The following is a 25,922-nucleotide window of genomic DNA, read 5'->3' as shown; positions in this document are numbered from 1 at the left end:
GGAATACCGGCCGTCGTCAGCACCGAGAAAGACCCGACCACGCTCGGGAAACAGTAGAAAACTGACAGGAAAAAAGTGAACAATCCCGCTCGCCGAGATGGCACACCGGACCGTAACAACTCCCGCGACAACCGCGGCGCACGCAGCGATGCCCCCCGTGGTGGTCGCAGCGACGCCCCCCGCGGCGCACGTAGCGAAGCGCCCCGTGGTGGACGCAGCAACACTTCCCGCAGTACCTCCGGATACGACCGCAACGCCGGATCCGACCGTCCCCGCACGGACGACCGTCGCGGTGGATTCAATGATGACCGTCGCCCGCCGCGCAGCGATGACCGTCGCCCGCCGCGCAGCGACGACCGTCGCCCCGCACGTACGGACGACCGTCGTGGTGGCTACAACGACGACCGTCGCGGACCGCGCACTGACGACCGCCGCGGACCGCGCACTGACGACCGCCGCGGACCCCGCAGCGATGACCGCCGTACCCCCCACGTAGACGCCCGTCGGGCACCGCGCGGTGGCGCCGACCGTCGTAGTGACGATCAGCGCGGCGCACGCCCCGACGCTCCTCGCGGCGGCGCATGGTCGAACGCACCTCGTGGATCCAAGTTCGACGGACCTCCGCGCAAGCGCCCGGCAGCTCCCACACCGCCGGCGACCAACAAGCGTGGCAAGCCGAAGACCGAGAAGCCGCAGCGCGTCGTCTCTCAGAACCCGTTGGTCTCCAACGCCAAGCCGGCACGTCATCAGCATGCCGAGATCACCAAGCACGACGGCCCGCCGAAGGGCGACGGCGTCCGCTTGCAGAAGGTGCTGGCTCAGGCCGGCGTCGCATCACGCCGTGCAGCTGAAGAGCTGATCGACCAGGGTCGCGTCGAGGTCGACGGCCGCATCGTGGTCGAGCAGGGTCTGCGTGTCGACCCCGAGAACGCAGTGGTTCGTGTCGACGGCGTCCGCGTCGTCGTGCAGAAGGACCTCGTCTACCTCGCGATGAACAAGCCGCGTGGCTGGCAGTGCACCATGTCCGACGATCTCGGTCGTCCGTGCGTCGGTGACATCGTCTCCGAGCGCGTTCAGTCCGGTCAGCGGCTCTTCCACGTCGGCCGTCTCGACGCCGACACCGAAGGCTTGCTCCTCTTCACCAACGACGGCGACTTGGCTCACCGCCTGATGCACCCGTCGTTCGAGGTTCCGAAGACGTACCTCGCCACGGTTCACGGCGTTGTCGAGCGCAGCACCGGCAAGCAGCTGCGTGACGGTGTCACTCTCGATGACGGTCCGGCCAAGGTGGACGCGTTCACCGTGCTCGAGATCAACGAGGGCAAGACGCTCGTCAAGCTCGTACTGCACGAGGGCCGTAAGCACATCGTGCGTCGCCTCCTCGATGCCGTCGGTCACCCCGTTGTCCGTCTGGTTCGCACCAACGTCGGAGTTGTCGCTCTCGGCGATCAGCGTCCGGGAACGCAGCGCGTCCTCGGACGTAGCGAGGTCGGTGGACTGTACGAGGCGGTCGGCCTGTGACCGATTCGTCCATGCCGCTGGTAGTCGCTATGGACGGACCGTCCGGAACCGGCAAGTCCAGCGTCTCTCGCGCGTTGGCGCAGCGTTTGGGTGCTCGCTACCTCGACACCGGAGCCATTTACCGGATCGCGACCCTGCACGTGCTTCGTCAGGGAATCGATCTGGCTGATTCCGCCGCGATCACCGCTGCCGTTGCGGCATTGCCGTGGTCCATCGGTACCGATCCAAGCAGTGAGCAGGTGCATCTCGACGGCGCGGACGTCAGTGAGGAGATCCGCGGCGACGCGGTCACCAAGGCTGTCTCCGCGGTCTCGGCTGTGCCCGAGGTTCGCGACCTGCTGGTCGCCACTCAGCGTGAGTTGGCGGCCGGTGCGGAGCGGATCGTCGTGGAAGGTCGCGACATCGGAACCGTCGTACTCCCCGATGCAGACGTCAAGATCTTCTTGACCGCATCGGCGGAAACCCGTGCAGCACGGCGCAATACGCAGAACGTCGGCCAAGGCCGTGAAGACAATTACGAAGCGGTGCTGGCTGATGTGCAGCGCCGTGACCATCTCGATTCGACTCGGGCAGTGTCGCCGTTGCGCCCTGCCGAGGATTCCATCCTGGTGGATACGAGCGAATTGGGAATTGAAGATGTGATCGCCAAGTTGCTGTTGGTGGTCAGCGACAGAACTGGAGCAGTGCAGTGAGCGACGATCTGGTAACCGAATATGCCGGTGACGGAACTTGGTCCGAGGAATCGGAGTGGGATTACGCCGATCTCGAAGCGGACGGCGAAGGCGAAGCGCACATTGCCGTCCCGACCTTGGCTGTTGTCGGTCGACCGAACGTCGGCAAGTCGACGCTCGTCAACCGCATCATCGGCCGTCGTGAAGCGGTAGTCGAGGACATCCCCGGCGTTACCCGTGACCGCGTCTCGTACGAGGCGAACTGGGCCGGACGGCGCTTCCTCGTCCAGGACACCGGCGGATGGGAACCCGACGCAAAGGGTCTTCAGCAGGCCGTTGCCCGCCAGGCCGAATTGGCCATGGGAACGGCTGACGCCATTCTCCTGGTCGTCGACGCCGTTGTCGGCGCTACGACGACGGACGAAGCTGTCGCTCGAGTGCTTCGCCGCTCGAAGACTCCGGTCATCCTCGTTGCCAACAAGGTGGACGACGGACGCACCGAGTCCGAGGTTGCAGCGCTGTGGTCCTTGGGTCTTGGTCAGCCGTACTCCGTGAGTGCGACGCACGGGCGCGGCACCGGCGACCTGCTCGACGAGGTTCTGGAGAAGCTTCCGGAAACCCCGCGTGAAGGTATCCCCGGCGGCGGTCCGCGTCGTGTTGCGCTGGTCGGAAAGCCGAACGTCGGAAAGTCCAGCTTGCTCAACAAGCTGTCCGGTGACGAGCGGTCCGTCGTGCACAATGTTGCCGGCACCACCGTCGACCCGGTCGACTCCATCGTCGAACTCGGCGGGCGCCCTTGGCGTTTCGTCGACACGGCTGGTCTGCGCAAGCGCGTCAGCCATGCCAGCGGCGCGGAGTTCTATGCGTCGCTGCGCACGAAGAGCGCGATCGAGGCCGCTGAGGTCGCGATCCTGCTGATCGACGCACACGAGCCGATCACCGAGCAGGACCTGCGTGTTCTGAGCATGGTGGCCGACACGGGTCGTGCACTGGTGATCGCGTTCAACAAGTGGGACCTCGTGGACGAGGACCGTCGACTCATGCTGGACAAGGAAGTGGACCGCGATCTGGTCCGCGTTCCGTGGGCTCAGCGAGTCAACATCTCCGCCCACACCGGTCGCGCCGTGGCGAAGCTCGTGCCGGCTCTCGACACGGCTCTGGAGTCCTGGGACAAGCGCATCCCCACGGGTCGCCTGAACACCTGGCTCAAGGAAGTTGTGGCAGCGACACCGCCGCCAATGCGTGGTGGTCGCCTGCCTCGCATCATGTTCGCGACTCAGGCAAGCACACGCCCGCCGACATTCGTTCTCTTCACCACGGGCTTCCTCGAGGCCGGCTACCGCCGCTTCATCGAGCGGCGTCTGCGTGAAGAGTTCAACTTCGACGGCAGCCCGATCCGCGTATCCGTACGAGTGCGCGAGAAGCGTGACCGTAAGGGCCGCTGATTCTGCGTCCAAATCGGTACCGAAAAGGCTCTGACCAGCCGATTGGTACTTCGGCCCGTCCCTGATGTAATCTTTCCAAGCGCCCGAAACAAGGGCGTGGGACGGGCTGTGGCGCAGCTTGGTAGCGCACTTGACTGGGGGTCAAGTGGTCGCAGGTTCAAATCCTGTCAGCCCGACCAAGGTTTACGCAGGTCAGAGGCGGTTTCCGAGAGATTCGGGAGCCGCCTCGACTGGTCTCTCGGGCCGCAAGTTGCCAAGAACTTGCCAACGGCCGGGCAGGTTGCCACCGGATCACCCGTAAAGGGCGGTGCCAGCGGCCCGCAAGTCGTCCGGCTGCGCGTCGCTGTAGATCGAGAGCGAGACCGCCGGGTCGTGACCGTGCCACCCCGCCGTGATGTGAACCGGGATACCCGACGCGAGCATGAGTGAGACCGACGTGTTGCGCAGACCCTTGAGCGGGATACGGCGCAGCCCGGCCCGCTCGCGCAGCCGCCCGAACTCGTCGCTGTACCACTCGGGCCGGACCGGCGCGCCGTCCTCATGGGTCGCGACGAGCTGATCGTCGGACCACGGGAGACCGAGCGCCAGCGCCTCGGCACGCTGCCGAGTCTTGAGCGTGCGCAGCGCCTCGGCGAGTTCGGCGGGCATGGGCAGGTCTCGGCGGCTGCGCCGCGACTTGGGTAGCCCTTCCTCGGTCCCGTTGCCGATCGCCACGCGGCCCCGGCGCACCTTGAGCACGTCGCCGTCGATGTTCGACCAGCGCAGCCCTAGAACCTCGCTGCGTCTCATGCCGTAGCAACTCAGCAGCCAGCACGCGAACAGCCGATGATCGGCGACCGAGGCGCGAAACGCCGCCACTTCGGCGACGGTCCACGAGCGAGCAGCGGGGTCGGCGTCGTCCTCGGTGATCGGGTCGGCGGGCCGCTCGACCAGCGCGATCACGTTGCGCGGTAGTGCGCCCTGATCGACGTAGCTCTGTACCACCGAGGTCAGAGCCTTGAGCGTCGCGCGCACGCTCACGGGCTTGACCCCGCGCGGCGCAGCGTCCGAGGCAGCGGCGTCGGCGAGCACGTACACCGCGCGGCGCGGCCGAGTGACCCGACCCGCGCGAATGAGGCCCGATAGGCAGGTGTGGACGTCCTCACCGGGAAACGTCGCCTTGAGCGTCGCCGCTGGAACACCCTCGGGGTGCTCGGTGATCACGTCAACCACTCGGCCCATGAGGGAGCCGGGCCGGGCGTGTTTCGGCGAGGTCCGGCCCTCGGTGAGCAGCCACTCGACCAGCGCGTCACCGTCGCGCTTGGTGAGCTGCGCGAGCTTCTTACCGCCCATGTGTCGACAGACCGGCTTGAGGTCGTTCCGGTAGCCCTCAAGGGTGATCCGGCGGATACCGCGCCGCCCGTCGAGCCAAGCGTCGCACGCCTCGGCGACGGTGAGGTCGGTCTGTCGCGAGTAGCGCCCGGCGGCGACCTCGCTGGTAATCCGGCGGTACTCACGCTGCGCCTCGGCCTTGGTCCGGTAGGTGAATCGCTGCCGATCTCGGGAGCCGTCCGGCTTCACCCCGACGTCGGCCTGAAACCAGTAGCTCACCCGGCCGTTCTTCGCGATGTGCTTGTTGATCGGCTCGCCACGGCGTGCCTTGCGCTGTGTGTCGGCGGTGGTCATCGTTCGTTCTCCTTGGTTGCCGATCGCCGAGCTTGCCGCAACGCTCTACGGCTATGGCGAGATCACCGGCGAGCAGGTCGACGCAGCGCTCAAGCTGTGCGAGTACGACGACGAGAGCACCATGCAGCTCTCGGCGATCCGTTCGGGCCACTGGCCCGCCCCCGGCCGATCGTGCCCGGTGGCGGCGAGCTGTGGCGCTTGCATTCGCCCTACTAGCTCGGAATGCTTGGCGCATGGGTCAGAAATACTCGGAAGATCGCCCCGCGTTCTCGGATGGTATCGACGCTGTGATCGTCGCCGTAGAGGGGCTACTTGTCGATCCGCCGGACAAGTATATTGCTCCAGAACGCCTCGCAATGGCTCTGAGGGACGCGGGGATCAAGGTAACCCTTCATAGCTTGGGTACACCCGACCCGACCGAACTCGTCGGCAAGATCGCGGAGCTGGACGAGTCCACCGGAGCACGCGCGCTATCGGTACTTGCTGACCTTGAACTTGCTTGGGCAATCCGGTCGGAGATTTCTCCGAAATCGGGTATGCGGGAGCTGATTGCGCATCTGGTTGCCGTCGGTGTTGACGTCGTCTTTGTCTCGTGTCTTGACGAGCAAGTGGCACGGCAGGTCGTCGCTAGCAGCCTGAGAACCACGATGACGCGACCTATCTTCGGACGCATTGCAGCCGGGTCAACCATCCGGATTCTCGACCACGCACATGATCGCGCAGGGCAGTCATTATCGGAGTCGAGAACTCTAACGCTGATCCATTCGTCCTTTGCTGAGAACCTGTCGGCCGAGACGACAGAGAACCGACTTGTCGTCGGAAAGCCGAAGTTTGAGGGGCTGCCCGGGGGCACAGTCGATGCCGTCGATCTCGCCGCTCAATGCCAACTGACGGACGGCGAACGTATGACGATTGAGAAAGAGATCGGCGTGCGGGACCGGCTGATCGAACTGAGGTCGGGCGGCAGCATGACAAACGAGGAAATGGCAGAGATGGCGAACCTGACGGGCGGGGTCCGGTTTGTCTCGAACACCGACCATTTGGGGTATGTCGATGCAAAGACAGGTCAACAGAACGCGGCGATGCTGAGGCATAGGCGGCGATCAGCGGCCGAGGGACAGTACCTACTAGAGGTCATATCTTCCGATGCCGCGTTGATTGAGGTAGAGCTACGGAACTGGCTGATCGTGCACAGGAGTGCGGAATTCAAGCCGCTAGACCGCATAACTTTCGGTCAAACGGTGGATTTGGCTGAGAGGTCGGGCTTTCCGGCGCATCTTGTCGAACGCCTGCGCGCATTCAACAAGATGCGCAACGATGCGATCCATAACATGGCTCGCGGAATCGCTAGCTACCATCAGATGACCGACGACTACATGGCCGACTGTGTTCTCCTGCTAGACGTTGAAGACCATGTGCTCGAATCAGCTCCGTTGATCGGGAGAGTGGCGGGACCGTCCTATTAGGCGTTAGTCAGAGTGCCTGCCGTGTAATGAGTGCATGTTGACTTGCCGAGAGCTTGCCAAGAGGGCTACGCACGAGCGGGACGGGCTAACACGAGCAGGACGGCTAACCGGCCCTGACCTGGACTGCATGAGACGAGATGGACTGTGTAACAGGCAATCCGGCTCCCTGGGGGTCAAGCGGTCGCAGGTTCAAATCCTGTCAGCCCGACCGAAGTTAGATCAAAAAGGCAGTTTCTCAGAAATGAGAAACTGCCTTTTTGTATGTGCCTCACAGGTTCGGCAACGGATCTCGTGGGAAGTCCTGCGGTGACGTGAGCTCCGCGTCGGCAGCATTCACGACTGCAACATATTCTTCGTCGATCTCGTACGTAATGCCCGCCGCAGTGAAGTGCGGTGTGGACGCGGTGTCGACTGGGCCGAGAACGGTCATTCTCGGAAACTGGGTGAGGATCGACCTCGGCACTTTTTTGGACCGAAAGCTCGTCGAGAACACGGTGATCGCCTTTCGGCTCACCACGACAAACACACTCGGTTTCGCGCTCATCAGAACGTCTGCTGGAAATACGTACCGGATCTCGTCATCTGGATCCAGGTAAGACCGAAGGCGCTCGCGAACATCCGCAGAAACCGGCATGCGCGGAAGGCTAGCTCAGTTTCGCTGACTGAGGCGAATATTGTGGACGGCAACGGTTGCTCCGAAGAGCGCGATCAGAATGGCGGTAAAGATTGCTGCCAACCACCACGGCGCCGAACCTGCTGTATTCAGCCAGATGGCCAGTGCACCGAATATCGTAGTCGGAATGCCGACAGTACGAGAGAGGTCGACGTTCCTCGGCTTGACCGGCGGTGTTCTCCACCAATGAAGGCGATGTCCTCGATTCTCGCGCAGCATTCGCAGGATGGACCAGACAGTAAGCGGCAGACCAATCGCGAGGATGACCATCCCGCCAATGATCGCCAAAGTGGACCCGTCTCGGAAGTACGTCACGGCTGCGCCCACAACACCTGCAAAACCGATGGCCGTGAATACTTTCCACGCCGGGGTTATGGACTGGCCATGCGGTTGTGTTGCCATGCAAGCACCCTTCCATAAAACATGTTCGAAAACTTCAAGCCTGTTGCGGCCGTCGATTGTGCATCAGGGTGACAGTCAAACTCGGCAGGCCGTTAACTACTCCGAGTACAGCGACTGCGATACCCGCACTCAAAATAGGTGCTGTCTCCCAATAGTTGTCAACGACGGGGAATGTCCCGATCAGGCTCAAAACCCAACCTGCGAGTTGAGCACGCCGAACATGTTGTGCCACTCCTGTCGAGAACCGCTCCGACGCAAGGAGGTTGTTTTGTCCATTTCGAGATTTGATTACTTTCTGCTTCGGAGCGCAATTTTCCTTACTGGCATGATCTCTTCGTATGACGGGGATTCGGATCGCGTGGGTTGTACTAGCGGTTGCCACCGGGATTCTAGGATCCGCGACGGCACAGTGGCCGCTGTACGAGATCACCGATTGCGAAATAGGCCTCGGCCCGCTCAGTTCTGCCGATTGTTACCGCTCGATTCACGACTATTTCGGGCGGGAGCTCTTCTTGGTGCTGGCGTTGCCGGTGGCTCTGTGCGTCATTCCAGCCGTGATTCCGCGACCATTAGTTTCCTGGATCGTCTCGGCGACAATGCTCTGCGCTGCAGTAGTGGGTTTCTCTACCGCTTTCAGCTCGGATATGCCTTCTCTGCTCTCGATGGTGGGGAGCCTCCCTGCGGCAGTGCTGGCATTGGTACTTGCTGCGGTGCATCAGGGGATCGCATTGCGCAACAAGGGCGCCATTGCGCGTGCGCGCGGTGGAGTTCGCGATGCGCGGTCGAGTGAATGATCAGTCGGGGCTGAAGAACAGTTCCATCGAGATCCAGAACCACGCCACCATTGCAGCGACCGGAAGGAACGCAAACACCAATGGCAACGCGAATTCCCGGCCGGTGCGGCTGGGAATAGTCATAAGTCCGAGCAAGACGAACACGGCGGCAGGCGCCGCCCAACTTATCCAGTAGGTGAGCGGTGGTGGGTTAGGACCGAACGACGTGAACGAACGGTTCGGATACAGCTGCGGCTGCGCGACATCCGCGAAGTGTTGCCACAGGAGTACCAATGGCAGGTAGCCGAACAGCCCCAGTAGGAGGCCGACGACGAGTCCCGCGAAGATTCGTTCGCCCCTCATCTCAGCGCACCCGTCCGAATCAATCGTCCCACTGCCTATGCGACTTCTGGTAAGTCACGAGGCTGAATCCGTAGAGCCCACGCCCGGGCCGCAACGAACGTCATGGCCAATACGAGAACCACCAGCAGTACGACCGCGATCCAGGTGGGAGCGGCGGTGGAAAAGCCCAGCCTCCACGCAGTACCGACACCTACAGTCGTCGCCGCCAACGCCCCGACCGGAAGCATCGCCGCCACCGCCTGCGCCGTGCGCGTAGTAAGTCGATCCCCGGCAGCGCGAAGAACTCCGAACACGGCGGCGACCGCCAGACCGTAGGCCAGGAAACCGCTGACGGCATAAACCAGGAGCGGGGACCATCCGATGTCAACCGACCTGGTGAATGCCATGCTGATCAAGACCAACAGGGGCGTCAACCCAAGCGTGACTCCCACGAGCCCTGCCACCACAGTTCGAAGCATTCGATTGTCCTGACCTCCGGAGATTCGCACACCCGCGAGGTGGAATACGAGCCCGGTCAGCGCGCCCAGACCGGCGCCGATGACCGCAGCCTCGATGGGCCAGGCCCATTGCGATTCACCCGCGAAGCCCGAGATCGTCGTGCCACCCGAAAAGAGGGTGATCGTGGCCGACGCCTGTGACGATCCTTGTGTCAGCGCCGCCGTGACGATGGCAACGGTCGCACCGAACAAAGCAAACCCGAGTGCCTGTTTCCACATCTAGCCATCTTGACCCATCCCGCGGGAGAATTCGGCGCAACAGGTCTGCGTCATGCTTTACCTATCGGGGTGGGATCGGCGCGAAGTTCCGCATCTCGTCCCGTCCGGGCCGGATGACGCCTGCGGCGGATTCGGGAACCTCGTTCCATGCTCCGGGAAGGTCGCGCAGAGGCTCGGATACGACGATTCGGGTCTCCTCACTCAGATGGTGCAGGGCATCCACCTCAGGATGGAGCTTGCGCAACGTGGAGATCTCGGTGGAGAAGAACAATGACCTCGACCGGTTCTCGCTCGAATAGCGAAAGATCCAGGTGGAGATGCCATCCGACGTGGCAACGGTCATCTGCACCGGATTGTCGATTCCCTGCGAGCGAGCCGTGTGCTCGACGAATCCAACGGCCCTCGCGACACCTTCGAAAGGATCGTCGGTCAGGCCGAACGTCAGCGCGAGGAAGAACAAGGTTTCCGAGTCCGTCGATCCTTCGAGATCCGGAAAGAGCGACGGATCAATGGCAGTCACCAATTCCCTTTTCATGTCGTGGAATCCGTGTAGTGAACCGTTGTGCATCCACAACCAATTGCCGTGCCGAAATGGGTGGCAGTTGCTGCGCTGCACCGCAGTTCCCGTCGAAGCGCGCACGTGGGCGAACATGAGCGGGGTGCGCAGTTGCGAGGTGACCTCGCGCAGGTTCGAGTCGTTCCACGCGGGTTCGATGCTCTTGAACACTGCTGGTTGGGACCCCTCGCCGTACCAACCGATTCCGAAGCCGTCACCATTCGTCGTCGTTGCCCCGAGTTGAGAATGCAGGCTCTGGTCGATCAGCGAGTGCTGTGGCCTGAACAGCAAGTCATGGGCCAGTATCGGCTCTCCCGAATACGCCATCCACCTACACATGCTTTCAACTCAAACAGATTGAGTCGGCGTTGTCGGTGCATGCGCAGCGGCGTGCGTCGTCTGGGTGGGCTTCCATGTCGACACAGCCCAGATCACGACGATGTTCAGGGCGATGATGAGAGTCGACCACCAGGGGTAATACGGCAGCCACAAGAAGTTCGCGATAATCGAGATCGCACAGATCACGACTGCCGATACCCGTGCCCACGGCGTTCCGGTGAACAGTGCGAGACCGACGAGAGCGACGAGCGCGCCCAGCACGAGATGGATCCAACCCCACGTCGTCAGGTCGAATTGATAGACGTAGTCGATCCCGACTACGAACACTTCGTTCTCGGCGACGGCAGCGAGTCCTTGAAAGAACTGCACGATGCCGACCGTCACCAAGATGACGGCTGCCCCGATCGATGTTCCTACCGCGAAACCCTGCTTGACTGACGTTGTATCCGACATGGCGGTTTCCCTTGATTCGGAGGGGTGACCGGACACGTGCCCGGCACGTTGTACCGATCGTTGTTCCACCGGCCGACTGTCGTGAAACGGAAATGCCGGTCCGGTTCGGTGAGAAATCAGTGCGTTCTGCTCCGATGTGCGGACGAAATGTAACTTCTGGCCCCTGTTGATGCGATGTACCCCTTGCCGGAACGCGTGTGCGGAGGAATTGCTCGTAACCGAAGTTCACAGAAAACAAGAAAAATTCGGCACGGAATTCGACCTATTTGTCCAGCTGTACTGGTATTTTGACTGAATTGACCGGAAGCTACGGTCCGCGGAAAAGAGTAGCGAGAGAATGACGATCTTCGGCAGGCGTTCCGCGGGCATCTCCGCGACGGCCTTCGTCTTGGCAGCTGTTGTATCGACGGCACTTCCCGCGGTGGGATCGGCAGCACCAGTCGCACTCACCCACGCGTGCACTCCCGAGATCAACGACAATTCGATGTCACTCGATCCGGCAGTGATCGACGGTTGGTACGACATCTCGACTGGTTCGCCGGGAACGAAGATCAACTCGATCGAGGCGTGGCGAACAGTGCCGGGAGACATCCTGGAGTTTCGCGCATCTGTGACGATCAGAGCCCACGGAAGTCCTGTCCGAGGGACCCTTCGGATCGACGGCGCCGGCTTGACCGGAGATCAGGATTTGATCTCCAGAATGACGTTGACCCAAGATCTCGGTCGCTCAGGTTCAACGGTCACCGATGCCGACGACGGCTCGGTCATTCCGGTTCGTGCCAAGCTCGCATTCGACGTCACAACTCCTGGACAAGTGGCACAGAACCAGACGGTCAACCTCTCGGCAGTCAAGATTGTCTTGGCAGGCGACACCACCGATCCGGGAGGTGAATGCCCCGGCCCCGGCCCGGGCCCCGGCGGTGGGAATGGAAGCGGTGGCGGGAATGGCGGAGGTGACGGTTCCGGTGGGAACGGTGGGGACTCCGGTGACGCACTTCCCGGTCGTGACGTCGGAAACCGAGTACCAATTTCCCAGATTCCGTCCGGCCCGACTTCTCGCCCGTGACAGCGGCACCTGGATTCACGGTCCGTCGAACATGGGCCGCTGCAGTAGTGGCGACAATGCTCTTGATCGGCGGATGTTCTGACGACGGCGACTCGCCGACCCGCGTCCTCGCGACCGGCCAACAAGATTTGCCGCCAGAGATTCGCGCTGTGGTCGACGGTCCGGATGTCCCGACCACGCTTCGCATAGTCGACAGCACCGCTGACGTTCTGTCGATCAAGACGACGACAGACGGCTCGCTCATTCCGCCCGAGGACGTCAGTGAGATCGGATGGTGGGCAGATTCGGCATTCCCGGGCTCGGGCGCGGGCACCGTGGTGATCACCGGACACATCAACGACATCTATCAGGGTGACGGTTTCGGAAAGAAGTTCTCGACACTGGAAATCGGCTCGATCGTGACCGTGGCGGGCGCCGGGGGACAGACCTGGAACTACCGTATCGACGCGGTCGATCACTACGGCAAGGACGGCGAGCTGCCGGTCGAGCGATTGAACAGCCTCGACGGACCGGAAACCCTCGCGCTGATCACCTGCGGCGGCGTGTTCGTCGGTCCACCCTTCGGTTACGAGGACAACGACGTCGCGTGGGGAACTCCGGTGCCCGCATAGCCGAAAACCAGACGTCGGATCGGTTGATAAACTGGGCCCCGCGTTCGTGGCCATCCACGCACGTTTCGAAAGTCCGAAGAAGGAGATTGTGCTGTGGTTGACCTCGCCTATGTCATCGCTGGGTCCGAAGCGACTGGCGGTGCCGGCCTGCAGGTCGACCTGAAGACGTTCCAGGCATTGGACGTCTACGGCGTAGCGACCACCACGTGCATCGTCTCGTTCGATCCCAAGAACAACTGGGGTCATCGCTTCGTGCCGATCGCTCCTGACGTGATCGCTGATCAGATCGAGGCTGCCACTGCGGCCCACGATCTGGACGTCGTCAAGATCGGCATGTTGGGCACTCCCGCCACGATCGAGGTTGTGGCAGAGGGTCTGCGTCGGCAGTCCTGGCGCCACGTCGTCCTCGACCCGGTCCTGATCTGCAAAGGCCAGGAGCCCGGCGCGGCTCTCGATACCGATACAGCACTTCGTGATTCGATCCTCCCGCTCGCCACCGTCATCACACCCAACCTGTTCGAGGCACGCACCCTCGCCGGAATGGACAGCATCGAAAGCGTGGACGACCTCATCGAGGCCGCACGTCGTATCCACGACCTCGGACCCAAGTACGTGCTCGCAAAGGGTGGTGTCGAACTCGCCGGTGGCGACGCCGTCGACGTGTTGTTCGACGGCACCGACGTGACGGTTCTCTCCGCCCCCAAGGTCGGCGAAGAACGCGTCTCGGGTGCTGGTTGCACGCTGGCCGCCGCAGTGACCGCGGAACTGGCAAAGGGCGCCGACGTGGGAGAAGCCGTCGCTCTGGCCAAGAAGTTCGTCACGGCGGGCATCGAAGGCCGCGTCTCGGCACACACGCCGTTCGACACCGTCTGGCAGGGCGCTTTCAAGGGATAGGCGCACTGCGGCTCACATCGCCGCGCGCGGCCTGGCAGGATCGAGTGCGTGAGTACTGCGAACCTGAATCGAAGCGAAGTCGCCGAACGATCTCGAACCATCGACGTCACCGGGTACCGGGTGGAGTTGGATCTGCGATCGGCGGCGGACTCGGCCTCGAAGACCTTTTCGACCGTCACGACAATTGATCTGACGTCGTCGGCGGAGTCCACGTGGCTCGACTTCATCGGTGCTGCAGTCGATTCCGTAGAGGTCGACGGTGCGTCCATTCCGGTGGAGTACGACGGGTCCCGGATTGTGCTGCGCGGACTCGGCGGATCGAACGTCGTTCGGGTGGCAGCTCACGGCAACTACAGCCGTTCCGGTGAAGGGCTGCACCGATTTGTCGACGACGCTGACGATCAGACGTATCTGTACACGCAATACGAGCCTGCCGATGCCAGGCGTGTTTTCGCCTGCTTCGAGCAGCCGGACCTCAAGGCGCCCTTCACATTCGAGGTGACAGCACCTGACGGCTGGGAAGTCCTGTCGAATCAGCCCGCGACCCAGACTCACTCCGTGGACGGTGCACAACGCGTCACTTTCGCCCCGACGCTGCCGATCTCGACCTACATCACCGCGATCGCGGCCGGGCCGTATCACCGCGTGGCCTCGTCGTGGAGTCGCGGCGAACTCACGGTCGAGTTGGGCGCTTTGTGCCGGGCGTCGTTGGCTCCTCATCTCGATGCGGACAACGTTTTCGACATCACCCGTCAGGGGTTGGACTTCTACGCCGAGCACTTCGACTATCCGTATCCGTTCGGCAAGTACGACCAGATCTTCGTCCCCGAGTACAACCTCGGCGCCATGGAGAACCCGGGACTGGTGACCTTCACCGAGGCGTATGTGTTCCGCGGCACCGCAACCGACGAGCAGCATCAGCGTCGCGCCAACACGATCCTGCACGAAATGGCGCACATGTGGTTCGGCGATCTCGTGACCATGGTCTGGTGGGATGACTTGTGGCTCAAGGAATCCTTCGCCGACTTCATGGGATCGCTGGTCAGCGCCGAAGCCACTCGCTTCACCGATGCCTGGGTAGCATTTGCCATCAAGCGAAAGGCGTGGGCGTACCTCCAAGATCAGCTGCCGACCACGCATCCCATCGTCGCCGACATCGTCGATCTCGAAGCTGCAAAGCTGAACTTCGACGGAATCACCTACGCCAAGGGCGCCAGTGTCCTCAAGCAACTCGTGGCGTTCGTCGGCCGTGACGCGTTCTTCGAAGCGGCACGACGGTACTTCAAGGCCCACGCATTCGGGAACACCACGCTTGTTGATCTGCTCGACGTGCTCGCGGAGACTTCCGGACGTGATGTGCGCGAATGGGCCCGAATCTGGTTGCAGACCACCGGAGTGTCCACGCTGTCGCTCGACGGAACAGACCTGGTCCAGACGGACCCGAGGCCGCATCGGCTCGCAGTCGGAATCTACGACTACAACGAGTCCGGAGATCTTGTTCGCACCGAACGCGTCGAACTCGACATCACCGAATCCCGCACGCCGGTCGACCTTCCGCCCGGAGCGCTCACACTGCTCAACGACGAAGACCTCACCTACGCGAAGGTGCGACTGGACGCGGAATCTCTGTCCACGGTCGAGGCATCCCTGGACCGCGTGAGCGATCCGCTTGCGCGCGGTGTGATCTGGTCGTCGCTGTGGAACTCGGTGCGCGATGCGCAGCTCTCGGTGTTCCGATACCTCGACATGGTGGAACGATTCGCTCCCGCAGAGACAGATCTTGCGATTCTCAGCGCGATCCTGACCGATGCCCAATACGCGGTTCTTCACTACGTTCCGAAAAGCTTGCGGCCCAATGTCAGTGCGGGCTGGTTGGAAACGACCTGGAAGGCGTTGTTCGAAGCCGAACCGGAGTCCGGAAGACAGCTGGCATGGGCACGGGCTCTGTCGGCCGCCGCAGCGGTCAACGATGCTCGCGCCGGCGAGTTGCGGTCGATACTCGACGGCACGTGCCCGGGACCGGTCGGACTGGCTCTCGATCCTGATCTGCGGTGGGCATTGTGGATCGCCCTGTCCGCGACCGGGCATGCGAGTGTGAGCGACTTCGACGGTGAGCTGAGCAAGGACAGCACGTCAGCGGGTCGATCGGCGTACGTCCGCGCCGCGGCGTCGATTCCCGATGCCGAGACCAAGGCGGCTGCCTGGGCGTCGGCGACCACCGATGCCTCACTCTCGAACGACCGCCTGGATGCGACGATCGCCGGATTCCGTTCGGGCACGGACCCGTCGTTGATCGAGGGATATGCGGTCGAGTACTTCTCGTCCCTGGGGAAGTGGTGGTCCGAACGCAGCATCGAGATCGCGCGACGGTTGGTGAACGGACTCTTCCCGGCAGCTGAAGACACCTCTGCTGTCGATTCCTGGATCCAGGCCAATGCGGAGGCTCCCGCGTCGCTGCGGAGGCTTGTTCTCGAGCGTCGGGATCATCTGGCCCGAGACCTACGTGCCCAGGCGTCGAACGCAGTGATCTGACGCCATCAGCTCCGAAATGTCCTGTTCTTGGATATTGTCTAAACAGGGCTGCGACGGGAGACGACGTGCACACGATCACGGATCTGTCGCTGGTCACGGGCCCGGTTCCGCCCGTGGTGACGGTGCTCGGAATTCTGGCACTTCTGTGGCTGATCTTCTCGAGATCGAGGCGTCACGTGCTGATCTCGATTCCGGTCTGCATCGTCGCGGCAATTGCGATCACTCTCGTGCTGTACTGGCTGATCGAGAAGGTGTGGCACCCGTTCCCCGATCCGATTGCCCGTCCGGTCTACGTGTGGATCGGGTTGGGCATTCTCGGCGTGCTGCTGGGCGTTTCGCGGGTATTTGCGGCGACGCGGATCGACGGCCGCGTGCTCACCGTGGTCTCCGTGCTCCTGGTGGTCGTGTCGAGCGCGGCTCACGTGAATCTGCAGTTCCAGTCGTATCCGACGTTGGGAACAGCGCTGGGACTCTCGGACGCGGAGAAGGTTTCACTCGCCGACCTGGACGACGGCAAGGACGGCGCGGTACCGGTTTCGCAATGGAAGGCTCCAGCGGACATGCCGTCGACCGGCAAGGTCAGCACGGTCACGATTGCGGGGACGGTCTCCGGATTCAGCGCCCGCGACGCCGAGATCTACCTACCGCCCGCGTATTTCACCAACCCACGACCGGAGTTGCCGGTGTTGGTACTGCTTGCCGGCCAACCAGGCGCGCCCGAGGACTGGCTACAGGGCGGACGTCTCGTCCAGACCATGGACGCCTACGCCGCTGCGCATTCGGGCTTGGCTCCCGTTGTCGTCGTTGCTGACGGGACCGGGTCGGAACTGGCGAATCCGCTCTGCGTCGATTCCCAACTCGGGAACGTCGCAACGTACCTTTCGCGCGATGTTCCCGACTGGGTGCGCGGGAACCTCCAGGTGGATCCCGACCCGAGGAAGTGGGCGATCGGGGGACTTTCCTACGGCGGTACCTGCGCGTTCCAGATGGCAACGAACTTCCCCGCGGTATATCCGACGTTCCTGGATCTGTCCGGTCAGATCGAACCCACCCTCGGCGATCGGAAGCAGACGGTCGATGCAGCGTTCGGCGGCAATGAAGCCGCGTTCGTGGCAGTGAATCCGCAGGATCTGCTCCGGGAGAAGAAGTTCCCCGACAGCGCCGGAGTGTTCGTGGTCGGCAAGCAGGACAACGACTACCGCCCAGGTCTTCAAACGCTCTACGAAGCCGCAAAAGCCGCAGGAATGGACGTCCAGTACGCCGAGGTCGACGGAGGACACAGCTTCCAGGTGTGGTCGGCTGGATTGGCGAGTCAATTAGGTTGGCTGGGAACGCGACTCGGTCTGCCCGGATGAACGATCGTCTGGAAGTTCCGAAGACCCGATGATCAGCGGGTGAATCCGTCCGGTCGCCCCGGCTTCGGAGCCCAATCCCTGCGGATCTGCCACACTCGCGAGCCGAAGGTCGAGTGCGCCGGTCCATTCTCGGGTCAATTGCGCATCGAGTGCGTCGACGCGCTCGAGAAGCGGAGGGTGCTGGTCCGGCGGGCAGGCTTCGAGCAAGGTCGCGAATACCGCGCGTAGACGACGCTGGACCTGCGCGGAATTGGTACTGAAGTGCCGGATCTCGTCGGTGGCGACGGACACGTAATCGGTCCAGGTGCGTTGCTGCCCTCGGATCAGCGTGAGATCCGAGGTTGACGTGTCGAAGCGGACCCGCGGGGCGAGAAGTACCAGAAGATCTTCGATGTGGTCGAGAGCCTGCACCGCTCGGCCAGGGTCGTTGATGGCGGGTGACAGTGCCTTGAGTGCGATGTCCACGATCGACTGAAGCGCTGCACCGGGGCTGACGACCGGGCTGTGCGTGTCACCGAAGATCAAGCACGACATCAAGGTGTCAGGACGTACCTTCAGCGACGGTCCGCGTACCTCGAAGAGGGGCGCGTTCTGGGCGACGAACTCGCCGATGCTGGGGACGACCTCGACTGAGACGTCCCAGCGGCTCGCCAACCGCTGCAGTCGTGCGAGATCGATCGCCAGCAGAATCCGGCCGTCGGGTGAGAGGTGGCGCAGGCGAATCACCAGTGCGTCGGCGCTCTCGGAGGTTTCGGACTCGCGCGGTTGTGGGAGGGGGAGCGGCTGACTGGGTTTCGGTGCGCCGGAAGGTAAGTCCTCGTACAGCGGATAGGCACGAATCGTCGCGCTGCGACCCTGGGCCGCTATCCAACGCAGCAACCGACTGGAATTGAGGATCGACCCGACCTTCGCCACCAACGCGATGAACAGGATCGCACTGGCCAATGCCAGAAGGAGTGCGATCGCCGTGGAGATGGTCGGTGAGGAATTCTCCGAATCGAGCGCCAGATCGAGCGCAATGATCAAGGAGAAGACGAACGTGGCCAGAAACATGCCGATCGACCACCGCATCACTCGCTGTTGCGCAAGCATCGGGACCACCCGCACCGAAATCTGCGAGGCGCCGAACTGCATTGCGAGGGTGATGGCGGTGAACACCAGACCGGTGAGAGTGATCATCCCGCCGGCGATGACGCTGAGCAGCGTTGCGGTGGCCCCGGCGTCCACGCCCTCGGAAATGGTACCGACGTCGCCGTCGCTCACCAGGTCTCCGTCGATCCCGACGAGGATGTTCGCGGTGACGACGGACAGCACGACGAGGATCACGGGGAGGCGCCAGACCGGGACTGTTCGTAATCGTCGGCGAGTTCGGCGCCAGCGAATTCTGTCCGAAAGCCGCCGTGACAGTCCGACTTTCGTCGTAGGCGTCGTGGTGTCGACGACTGGGAGTGGTGGTGGGGTCGGAGGAGTGGAACCGAAACTTCCTGACACCGTTTCCTGAACGTAGATCTTCGCGTGGATCATCGGCTCGCGATACCGCTGCTCACGGGCGACTGCCCGGCTCATCTTCGCGGGCTTGTCGCGGTAACGCGAACGCGCCCACGGCGCACCCGGGCGACTCAACCGAATTGCTCCGACCAACAGAAGCGGGGTGAAGAACAGTCCGATCAAGCCGGTCCAGAGTTTGCCCTTCATCAACGTGATCACGGCGAGTCCGAGTTGGATCACGATCGCGACGACAACGCCGATCAACGTCGCCAGGCTACGGTCCTGCTCATACGGGTCGAACTCTCCCGCGAACCCGATCGGGTGGACTCCGAGAAGGAAAAGGAACGAGATCGCGATGGCAACGAACACCGCGTCGATGGACGAGCGACCCTCTTCGGCCCAGTAGACGTCGCGCAGATGTAGCACGAGTGCGTACTCGTCGAGGACCAGCGCGCTGCCGATACCGAACACCGACGCAAGAACACAGTTGGCGATCGGGGTGTGATAGTCGGCCAGAGCGATGAAGGCAAAGCCGGACACGAGCATCATCATCAAACCGAAAACCATGTGATGGATGTGCATTCCACCGGGCGTGACATTGCCCGGCCACCACGAGACCTCAGCTCGGATCATTCGAACGCTGAACCGAATGAACAGGAACGTCAGGACAAAGGCGAGCAGAAGGAAGAACAGCGGGAGTCTGCCGGTGTCGACGACCGTGTGCTCGAACCAGGACCGCACGGCGTCAGCTCTTGCTGGTGGCGAGCTTGATCAGCTGAGGAGCTGTCGCGTCCGGAAGGTAAGCACGCGTGAGCGCGATTCCGATTCGAGGCAGGTCGGCCTCGTCGCGGAAACACAGGAAAACGGGTTCGTATCTCGGCTTGAACTTCTTCTTGAATGCGTGAAGAGACCGGAAGCCGTAGAGCGGTTCCATCGCGGCTCCGAGCATGTCGAGCAGGCGGTCCATCGATGCGGCGTCGGCGCCGTCGTCGCTGCGGGCCAGCGGCGCGCCGGACAGTGAGACGAATTGGGCACCTTGTTCTTTGAATTCGAGGGCCGACGATGCGATGAGGAACTCGACCACCGGCCGGAAGCCGTCCGGGCGTCGACGCATGACGTCGAGCGTCCAACCCCGGACCACGCCGCCTTCGCCGTACACCGGCAACCACGAGGTGACGCCGTGAATACTTCCCGTCGGGTCGACGGCCAAACCGACCCGGACGTCGCGATCGAGCGCCTCTTCGACGCTGCCGAGGGTGAACCCCATCTCGGGTAGTCCCTTGTCGCCCACCCATTCCTCGGATATAGCGCGCACCTGAGCCAATACGGAGAACGGCTCGTCTGCCAGTGTTGTCATCCGGAAGGTGATGTCGTCCTTCTTGGCCTTGTTGAGCGCCGAGCGGATGTCCTGCCAGGACTTTCCGGTGAACTGCAATTCCGGCAGGTCGACGATCGTGTCCTCGGCGACCTGAACGGTGCGCCACCCCCGCCGTGTGGCGGCATCGGCTGTTTCCTTTCCTACGGAGAACAAGCAGGGAGTGAGGCCGTTGGCTTCGGACATCGTCGTGAACTCGTCGACCGCCGCGGCAAGTCGCTCGGGGCTCGCTATCGGATCGGCCAGCACCACGACGACACCGACATGCCGTTGGAATGCAACGACACTCTCACCCGACTCGCCGAAGTAGTAACTGTTGCCGTCCCACGTCGTCATCCACGACATGGTTCCGCCGCCGTGCTGTTTGAGCAGTTCCCGCGCAGTGGCGCGAGGATCGTTCCCGGACAGCGGTCCGCCTCGAATCTTGCGCCGCATCGGCACGTGGAAAGCGTGACGGCCCTTGATCAACAAGATGAGTTCGAGAAGCCAGAGCAGCGCGGTACCGACCGTGACGGCTCCGGCGCTTTCGTAGTCGAAGAAGATGACCGAACCGAGGACGAGGGCGGTGGCCAAGACCGTCAGAGAGCCGAACACCACGGCAACCCACCAGGCCCAGCGGCGACCTCGTCGCAACTGATCCGCGATCAGTGCAACGATGATCACGTCGACCAATGCGGTCCAGCCCGAACCGGTTTCGGCTTCCGTCGGCCCGAAGGGTCCACTGCCGGGGAACAACCACACGGCGATCTCGACCACTCCGATCAGGAGCAGGCCGATGAATCCGAGCAGACGGATCTCGCGTCGCGTTCGGGGGATGAACCCGCGCTCTCCGTCGCCGAAGAACTTTTCGCCGACCGGAAGGAAGATCGCAACCGCGATGAGGTGCTGTACGTCGGCGAGGCGACCTTCGAAGAGAAAGGCGATCGCGATGTACGCGCACAGGATGGCGCGCACTCGCATTCGCCAGGGCGAGCGCAGAGTTGCGGTGGTCGCGGCGAGTGCGGCGATGATGGCGGTGGTGACACCGACGTCGCGGTGGGTGGCGAGGTTGCGAGCCCAATCCCAATCGGTGTGGCTGCCCGCCCAGAGGAGGAGCGATGCACCCAGTTCGCCCGCCAACTGACCGCTGATGGTGACGATGGCCGCGTTCTTGGTTCCCAGGCGCCACTCGCACCAGCCGACCGCGAAGGCAAAAACGACGATGATCGAAACATACTGACCCGGCGTCAAGCCGAAGAACCAACCCGTGACGAGAGTCCACCACTTACCTTCCTGCAAGGCAGGGACTCCGTAGGCGATGTCGTCGAACCACGAGTAGGTACGGACGTGATTCCACAAGGCGCCGGTCGCGATCCCGACGACGGTGATGGTGAGCACGACGATCGAGGTGAACGGCACGCGCCGCAGGACGCTCAGCGCGTCGGAGGCAAAGCGAGAGGCCCGATTCGGCGCGCCTGGCGCGCTCTGGTCGGTCTGCGGGGTGGGGGTCTGGGACTGCTCAGCCATCGAGGTTCTCTTCTCGCCATGCCGCACGGTGGATTCTGCCTGTTCAGCATGACAGGAATACAGACCGATAATCAGGCGAAGCGGTCAAAATGGACGAGACTGGCTGGGGGTCTCAGTCTCGTGGCGCTACTGTCGAGCCATGGTGAACGGAGATTTACTGAATCGGGACCACCTGGTCGCCTCACTTGCCGCTTTCGAACCTCGGTCGGTCGAATTGGACGGAAGGCGCTCGGCGTCGGTGGTCATCGTCGTCATGCGGACTGCGGACGGAACACCCGTGTTCCCGGTGACGAAGCGGCCGAGCAAGATGCGCGCTCACCCCGGTCAGTTCGCGTTGCCAGGCGGAAGCGTCGACCCGGGTGAGTCTTCCGAACAAGCAGCGGTTCGGGAGCTGTCCGAAGAGTTGGGCGTCGACGTCCCTGAGTCGAACATCATCGGCCGGCTCGACGACTACGTCACCCGTTCGGGATTTGTGATCCGACCGTTCGTCGTCTGGTCCGGTGAGGACATCGGGGGACTGGTACCCAATCCCGACGAGGTGGCCCAGGTGTATGCCGTGACGTCGGAGGAGCTCGACGTGGACTCGCGCTTCGTCACCATCGAGGAATCACCGAACCCGGTGATCCAGTGGCCTTTCCGAACGAGCCTGATCCATGCGCCGACCGGCGCCGTCATCTATCAGTTCCGCGAAGTACTGAACGGACGGAACACGCGCATCGACAACCTCGAGCAGCCGGTGTTCGCCTGGCAATAAGGTCAGCTCGACACGCTCGGGACAGTTCGGGCTACGGCGCCTCGGCGAATAGTCCGTCGTGCTGTGGAAAGCTGGCCGCACGGCAATCGAAAGACGCGAGGTGTGTGCAGTGAACTCTGGCGAACAAGAACTGGTCCCCACGGATCGGATTCTCACTGTTCCCAACGTGCTCAGTATCGTGCGTCTACTCGCTCTGCCGCTGTTCGCCTACCTGCTGCTCGTCACGCACTCGGACGGCTGGGCATTGGCGCTGCTGATGCTCAGCGGGTTCACCGACTGGCTCGACGGCAAGTTGGCCAGAGTGCTCGGACAGACCTCGCGTCTGGGAGCGCTTCTCGACCCGCTGGTCGACCGTCTCTACGTCGTGACGACGCTGGTCACCTTCGTCGCCCGCGATTTCATTCCCTGGTGGGTCGCGGCGATTTTGATCGGCCGTGATCTTCTACTCGCGTTGACGCTGCCGATCTACCGCCGGCGTGGACTGCCGCCGCCCGAGGTCATCTACCTCGGCAAGGCTGCGACCTTCCTCCTGATGTTCGCGCTGCCCTTGATTCTTGCCGGACACGGAGACTGGGCCATCGGACCGTTCACCCATGCCTTCGGTTTCGCTTTCCTGATCTGGGGAACCGTCCTGTACGTGTGGACTGCCGCGATCTACGTGCTCAAAGCCGTTGACGTTGCGCGAACGCACGAGGTCGTGCGCCGATGAAGTCGACCGGGGAGGACGTCCGTCGTAACCCGGTACCGTCGCTGCTTCGGTCGCTCATGACCGAACATCTCGATCCGGGCTACGAAGCGACGGCATTCGAACGCCAACACGAGCACACGACGAACAGATCCTCGAAGACGGGGCCGTGGCTGGCCCTCGGTGCACTGTTGATCGGGTTCATCGTCACGGTCTCGGCAGTTCAGGCCACCAAGCAGGTGACCGGCACCGAGGAGGTTCGAAGCGAGTTGGTCGCCAAGGTCCGTGACGCGGAGGATCGAATCGATTCGCTGGCCGCGTCCCGCGATTCACTCGGCGGCGACGTCGACGCCGCCCGTGGCCTGGCGCTCGAAGGCGATGCCAGAGGCAGCGCGGTCCTCGATCAATTGCGAGCGGTCGAATCCGGCGCAGGAGCCGAAGCTGTTCACGGGGAGGGGCTGGTGGTGACGTTGACGGACCCGGCCGGGCGCCCGAACCTCTCGGATGCGTCCCAGCGCAGCGTCGGCGGTAAGACAGTTGTCCTCGATCGCGATCTGCAGACCGTCGTCAACGCCCTGTGGGCTGGCGGAGCGGAGGCAATCGCCGTCGGCGGCGTGCGAATCGGGCCGACGGTGACCATCCGTCAGGCGGGCGGCGCGATGCTCGTCGACAACCAACCTGTCTTCTCGCCGTACCGCGTCGAGGCGATCGGCGACACGCGCGCGCTGCAGCGAGAGTTCGTCGTCAGCGACGCCTACGTGAGAATGTCGAGCGTCTCGCAACTGTACGGAGTCGGTTTCGCAGTGGCCGAGGACGACTCGTTGACACTGCCACCCGCGACGCCTCGTGCGGTCCGGGTGGCAACAGAACCCACAGAACCCAAGTGACAGAAGGAGTTCGATGAAGGCCGGTTCCGCCCTGTACGGACTCGCAGCACTGGTCGTCGGCATCGTCTTGGGCGTCGTTTTCAGCCCGCAGGTGCCCGACGTCATCCAGCCCTATCTTCCGATCGCTGTCGTTGCGGCACTCGACGCCGTCTTCGGCGGGCTACGCGCGTATCTGGACGAGATATTCGACGCAAAGGTGTTCGTGGTCTCCTTCGTCTTCAACGTGCTCGTCGCGTCGTTGATCGTCTGGCTCGGCGATCAGTTGGGTGTGGGTACTCAACTCTCGACGGCAATCGTCGTCGTGTTGGGTATCCGGATCTTCGGCAACGCAGCGGCATTGCGACGACGACTGTTCGGAGCGTGAGCCATGTCCGACCACGCCACGAATGACCCCGAAGAACCGCCAGTGACGACTACGGGTGAAGGTCGTCACGAGTTGCGTTCGCCGTCGAAACATCGCACGAACGTCGTGTTCGCGATCCTCGCCGCCGTGCTTCTGGGTGTGCTCGGCGTCGCGATTGCCACACAGGTACGCAGCACCGTGGCCGGAGATTCACTCGACGCCGCGCGCCCTGCCGACCTCCTGGTGGTTCTCGACAACTTGAATCGGCGTGAAGCCGCGCTGAGGCAGGAAGTCGCGAATCTTCAGGAATCGCTTGCCACTTTGGAAGCCGGCGGCAACACCGGAGCAGCGCTCGACGAGGCGCGGGCGCGGCTGACCTCGCTCTCCATTCAGGTGGGGACCGCTCCTGCTACCGGACCAGGTGTGACGATGACCCTGACGGATCCAGCAGGGGGCGTCGGCTCCGAAGTGATTCTCGATCTCATCCAGGAACTACGCGCTGCCGGGGCCGAAGCCATCTCGATCGCAGGTGCGAACGGCGAACCCATTCGTATCGGCGTGAACTCGTGGGTGAGCGGGCGCGGCGGCGAGATCGAATTGGACGGAACCCGGATCGAGCAGCCGTACACTGTGACCGCGATCGGGGATCCACCGACGTTGGCAGCAGCGTTGAACATTCCCGGAGGCGTTTTCGACAACGTCGCACGCAACGGCGGAACTTCCTCAGTCGACCAATCGCAGCAGGTCACGATCTCCGTCTTGCGACAATTGAATCCGCGCCAATACGCTCAACCCGGAAATTGATCTTTTGCGTCCGACTTTCGGACGGCCTGTGAAAGGAAGCCACTGTGAGTGAGCTCGATACACCTACCGATCTGCGCTACACCGCGGAGCACGAGTGGGTGAAGCGGACCGGCCCGACCTCAGTTCGAGTCGGTATCACCGACTTTGCTCAGTCGCAGCTCGGTGACGTCGTGTTCGTCCAGCTTCCTGCTGTCGACGAAGACGTGACCGCCGGTGAATCGCTCGGTGAGGTCGAGTCGACCAAGAGCGTCTCCGACATCTTTGCTCCGTTCACTGCGAAAGTTCTTGCAGCCAACGGTGAATTGGACGGACAGCCTGACCTCGTCAACACCGATCCGTACAACACGGGTTGGTTGGTCGAGCTCGAGGTCGCCGACGAGGCCACACTCGACGCCGCACTCGCGGCAACGCTGGACGCGGAGGCATACAAGGGACTCACGTCCGAGTAGAAAACCTGCGCGTGGACCGGCCAACTCGTGTTGTGTCGCGGCCTGTCTCGCTGCACGCGGCGGTCTGCGCAGGGTACGGTCGTTAGGTACGCATGTGCCGAGTCGGGGCGCAGGGCCGTATCGAACGTGA

The 25,922-nt window shown here is 62.8% G+C and carries 26 protein-coding genes and 1 tRNA gene; 17 read left to right on the top strand and 10 right to left on the bottom strand.

The genetic code is table 11. From position 1 onward, the window contains the following. Positions 1-75: 75 nt before the first annotated feature. The 4 genes from AC3WQS_RS21330 (at position 76) to AC3WQS_RS21315 (ending at position 3,816) form a co-directional block, all read left to right on the top strand. Positions 76-1,521, top strand: coding sequence for a pseudouridine synthase (locus tag AC3WQS_RS21330; protein WP_492712286.1), 1,446 nt, complete (start codon positions 76-78; stop codon positions 1,519-1,521). Positions 1,522-1,532: 11 nt separating this feature from the next. Beyond that, the gene (gene cmk, locus AC3WQS_RS21325) at positions 1,533-2,213 is read left to right on the top strand and encodes a (d)CMP kinase (RefSeq protein ID WP_029255443.1); all 681 of its coding nucleotides are present in this window, start codon (positions 1,533-1,535) and stop codon (positions 2,211-2,213) included. Beyond that, positions 2,210-3,637: a ribosome biogenesis GTPase Der gene (gene der, locus AC3WQS_RS21320; RefSeq protein WP_019748583.1), complete on the top strand. Its 1,428-nt coding sequence runs from the start codon at positions 2,210-2,212 to the stop codon at positions 3,635-3,637. Before cmk ends, der begins: the two co-directional genes overlap by 4 nt. 102 nt (positions 3,638-3,739) lie before the next feature. Then, positions 3,740-3,816, top strand: a tRNA-Pro gene (locus AC3WQS_RS21315). A 112-nt stretch (positions 3,817-3,928) separates the two neighbouring features. Here the strand turns inward: AC3WQS_RS21315 and AC3WQS_RS21310 are convergent. Continuing rightward, positions 3,929-5,302 carry a site-specific integrase gene (locus AC3WQS_RS21310; RefSeq protein ID WP_492712284.1) on the bottom strand — a complete coding sequence of 458 codons (1,374 nt, stop codon included), beginning with the start codon at positions 5,300-5,302 and terminating at the stop codon, positions 3,929-3,931. Between the two features lie 51 nt (positions 5,303-5,353). Further along, on the bottom strand, positions 5,354-5,506 hold the full coding sequence (locus AC3WQS_RS21305; protein WP_492712283.1) for a hypothetical protein: 153 nt from the start codon (positions 5,504-5,506) through the stop codon (positions 5,354-5,356). Between the two features lie 29 nt (positions 5,507-5,535). Between AC3WQS_RS21305 and AC3WQS_RS21300 the strand changes: the two genes are divergently transcribed. Further along, a complete protein-coding gene (locus AC3WQS_RS21300) occupies positions 5,536-6,768 on the top strand; it encodes a hypothetical protein (RefSeq protein WP_492712282.1) in 1,233 nt (410 codons plus the stop codon). A gap of 268 nt (positions 6,769-7,036) precedes the next feature. Here the strand turns inward: AC3WQS_RS21300 and AC3WQS_RS21295 are convergent, their stop codons facing one another. After that, positions 7,037-7,402: a hypothetical protein gene (locus AC3WQS_RS21295; RefSeq protein WP_492712281.1), complete on the bottom strand. Its 366-nt coding sequence runs from the start codon at positions 7,400-7,402 to the stop codon at positions 7,037-7,039. 15 nt (positions 7,403-7,417) lie between these two features. Further along, on the bottom strand, positions 7,418-7,843 hold the full coding sequence (locus tag AC3WQS_RS21290) for a hypothetical protein (protein ID WP_492712280.1): 426 nt from the start codon (positions 7,841-7,843) through the stop codon (positions 7,418-7,420). A 338-nt stretch (positions 7,844-8,181) separates the two neighbouring features. Between AC3WQS_RS21290 and AC3WQS_RS21285 the strand changes: the two genes are divergently transcribed. After that, the gene (locus AC3WQS_RS21285) at positions 8,182-8,637 is read left to right on the top strand and encodes a hypothetical protein (protein ID WP_492712279.1); all 456 of its coding nucleotides are present in this window, start codon (positions 8,182-8,184) and stop codon (positions 8,635-8,637) included. Here AC3WQS_RS21285 and AC3WQS_RS21280 read toward each other — a convergent pair whose 3' ends face one another. The 4 genes from AC3WQS_RS21280 to AC3WQS_RS21265 all read right to left on the bottom strand — a co-directional run bounded on the left by AC3WQS_RS21280 (position 8,638) and on the right by AC3WQS_RS21265 (position 11,043). Beyond that, on the bottom strand, positions 8,638-8,979 hold the full coding sequence (locus AC3WQS_RS21280; protein ID WP_492712277.1) for a hypothetical protein: 342 nt from the start codon (positions 8,977-8,979) through the stop codon (positions 8,638-8,640). Positions 8,980-9,014: 35 nt separating this feature from the next. Next, entirely contained in the window at positions 9,015-9,695 is a 681-nt protein-coding gene (locus tag AC3WQS_RS21275; protein ID WP_492712276.1) for a hypothetical protein, read from the bottom strand. 61 nt (positions 9,696-9,756) lie between these two features. Further along, positions 9,757-10,578: a class II glutamine amidotransferase gene (locus AC3WQS_RS21270; protein ID WP_492712275.1), complete on the bottom strand. Its 822-nt coding sequence runs from the start codon at positions 10,576-10,578 to the stop codon at positions 9,757-9,759. A gap of 21 nt (positions 10,579-10,599) precedes the next feature. Next, on the bottom strand, positions 10,600-11,043 hold the full coding sequence (locus AC3WQS_RS21265) for a DUF7144 family membrane protein (RefSeq protein WP_084324770.1): 444 nt from the start codon (positions 11,041-11,043) through the stop codon (positions 10,600-10,602). A 337-nt stretch (positions 11,044-11,380) separates the two neighbouring features. Between AC3WQS_RS21265 and AC3WQS_RS21260 the strand changes: the two genes are divergently transcribed. The 5 genes from AC3WQS_RS21260 (at position 11,381) to AC3WQS_RS21240 (ending at position 17,501) form a co-directional block, all read left to right on the top strand. Continuing rightward, a complete protein-coding gene (locus AC3WQS_RS21260) occupies positions 11,381-12,109 on the top strand; it encodes a hypothetical protein (RefSeq protein ID WP_060939858.1) in 729 nt (242 codons plus the stop codon). Beyond that, on the top strand, positions 12,106-12,720 hold the full coding sequence (locus AC3WQS_RS21255; protein ID WP_256921953.1) for a class F sortase: 615 nt from the start codon (positions 12,106-12,108) through the stop codon (positions 12,718-12,720). Before AC3WQS_RS21260 ends, AC3WQS_RS21255 begins: the two co-directional genes overlap by 4 nt. 93 nt (positions 12,721-12,813) lie before the next feature. Next, the gene (thiD, locus tag AC3WQS_RS21250; protein WP_020907843.1) at positions 12,814-13,614 is read left to right on the top strand and encodes a bifunctional hydroxymethylpyrimidine kinase/phosphomethylpyrimidine kinase; all 801 of its coding nucleotides are present in this window, start codon (positions 12,814-12,816) and stop codon (positions 13,612-13,614) included. Positions 13,615-13,662: 48 nt separating this feature from the next. Further along, entirely contained in the window at positions 13,663-16,146 is a 2,484-nt protein-coding gene (gene pepN / locus AC3WQS_RS21245; protein ID WP_492712273.1) for an aminopeptidase N, read from the top strand. 65 nt (positions 16,147-16,211) lie between these two features. Beyond that, a complete protein-coding gene (locus AC3WQS_RS21240) occupies positions 16,212-17,501 on the top strand; it encodes an alpha/beta hydrolase (RefSeq protein WP_084324767.1) in 1,290 nt (429 codons plus the stop codon). Here the strand turns inward: AC3WQS_RS21240 and AC3WQS_RS21235 are convergent. Both AC3WQS_RS21235 and AC3WQS_RS21230 read right to left on the bottom strand, forming a co-directional pair. After that, a complete protein-coding gene (locus AC3WQS_RS21235) occupies positions 17,463-19,730 on the bottom strand; it encodes a DUF2254 family protein (protein ID WP_046378597.1) in 2,268 nt (755 codons plus the stop codon). The genes AC3WQS_RS21240 and AC3WQS_RS21235 overlap by 39 nt on opposite strands. Before the next feature lie 4 nt (positions 19,731-19,734). Then, the gene (locus AC3WQS_RS21230) at positions 19,735-21,870 is read right to left on the bottom strand and encodes a bifunctional lysylphosphatidylglycerol flippase/synthetase MprF (RefSeq protein WP_029538163.1); all 2,136 of its coding nucleotides are present in this window, start codon (positions 21,868-21,870) and stop codon (positions 19,735-19,737) included. Positions 21,871-22,009: 139 nt separating this feature from the next. On the opposite strand from AC3WQS_RS21230, the gene AC3WQS_RS21225 reads away from it, so the two are divergent. The 6 genes from AC3WQS_RS21225 (at position 22,010) to gcvH (ending at position 25,792) form a co-directional block, all read left to right on the top strand. Continuing rightward, positions 22,010-22,624 (top strand): NUDIX hydrolase, encoded by a 615-nt coding sequence (locus AC3WQS_RS21225; RefSeq protein WP_070797052.1) that lies wholly within the window; start codon positions 22,010-22,012, stop codon positions 22,622-22,624. Between the two features lie 109 nt (positions 22,625-22,733). Continuing rightward, positions 22,734-23,333: a CDP-alcohol phosphatidyltransferase family protein gene (locus AC3WQS_RS21220; protein ID WP_020907837.1), complete on the top strand. Its 600-nt coding sequence runs from the start codon at positions 22,734-22,736 to the stop codon at positions 23,331-23,333. After that, positions 23,330-24,196, top strand: a complete 867-nt coding sequence (locus AC3WQS_RS21215) for a DUF881 domain-containing protein (protein ID WP_019748559.1) — start codon at positions 23,330-23,332, stop codon at positions 24,194-24,196. Before AC3WQS_RS21220 ends, AC3WQS_RS21215 begins: the two co-directional genes overlap by 4 nt. 13 nt (positions 24,197-24,209) lie before the next feature. Next, a complete protein-coding gene (locus tag AC3WQS_RS21210) occupies positions 24,210-24,560 on the top strand; it encodes a small basic family protein (protein WP_003946178.1) in 351 nt (116 codons plus the stop codon). Positions 24,561-24,563: 3 nt separating this feature from the next. After that, complete coding sequence (locus tag AC3WQS_RS21205; RefSeq protein ID WP_492712270.1) at positions 24,564-25,343, top strand: DUF881 domain-containing protein; 780 nt, start codon at positions 24,564-24,566, stop codon at positions 25,341-25,343. Positions 25,344-25,387: 44 nt separating this feature from the next. After that, complete coding sequence (gene gcvH / locus AC3WQS_RS21200) at positions 25,388-25,792, top strand: glycine cleavage system protein GcvH (protein ID WP_019748557.1); 405 nt, start codon at positions 25,388-25,390, stop codon at positions 25,790-25,792. The last annotated feature ends 130 nt before the right edge of the window (positions 25,793-25,922 follow it).

The organism is Rhodococcus sp. FW305-130, from assembly GCF_058788335.1.
The sequence above is the reverse complement of the archived record's forward strand: the minus strand, read 5'-3'. Positions and strand labels throughout refer to the sequence as shown.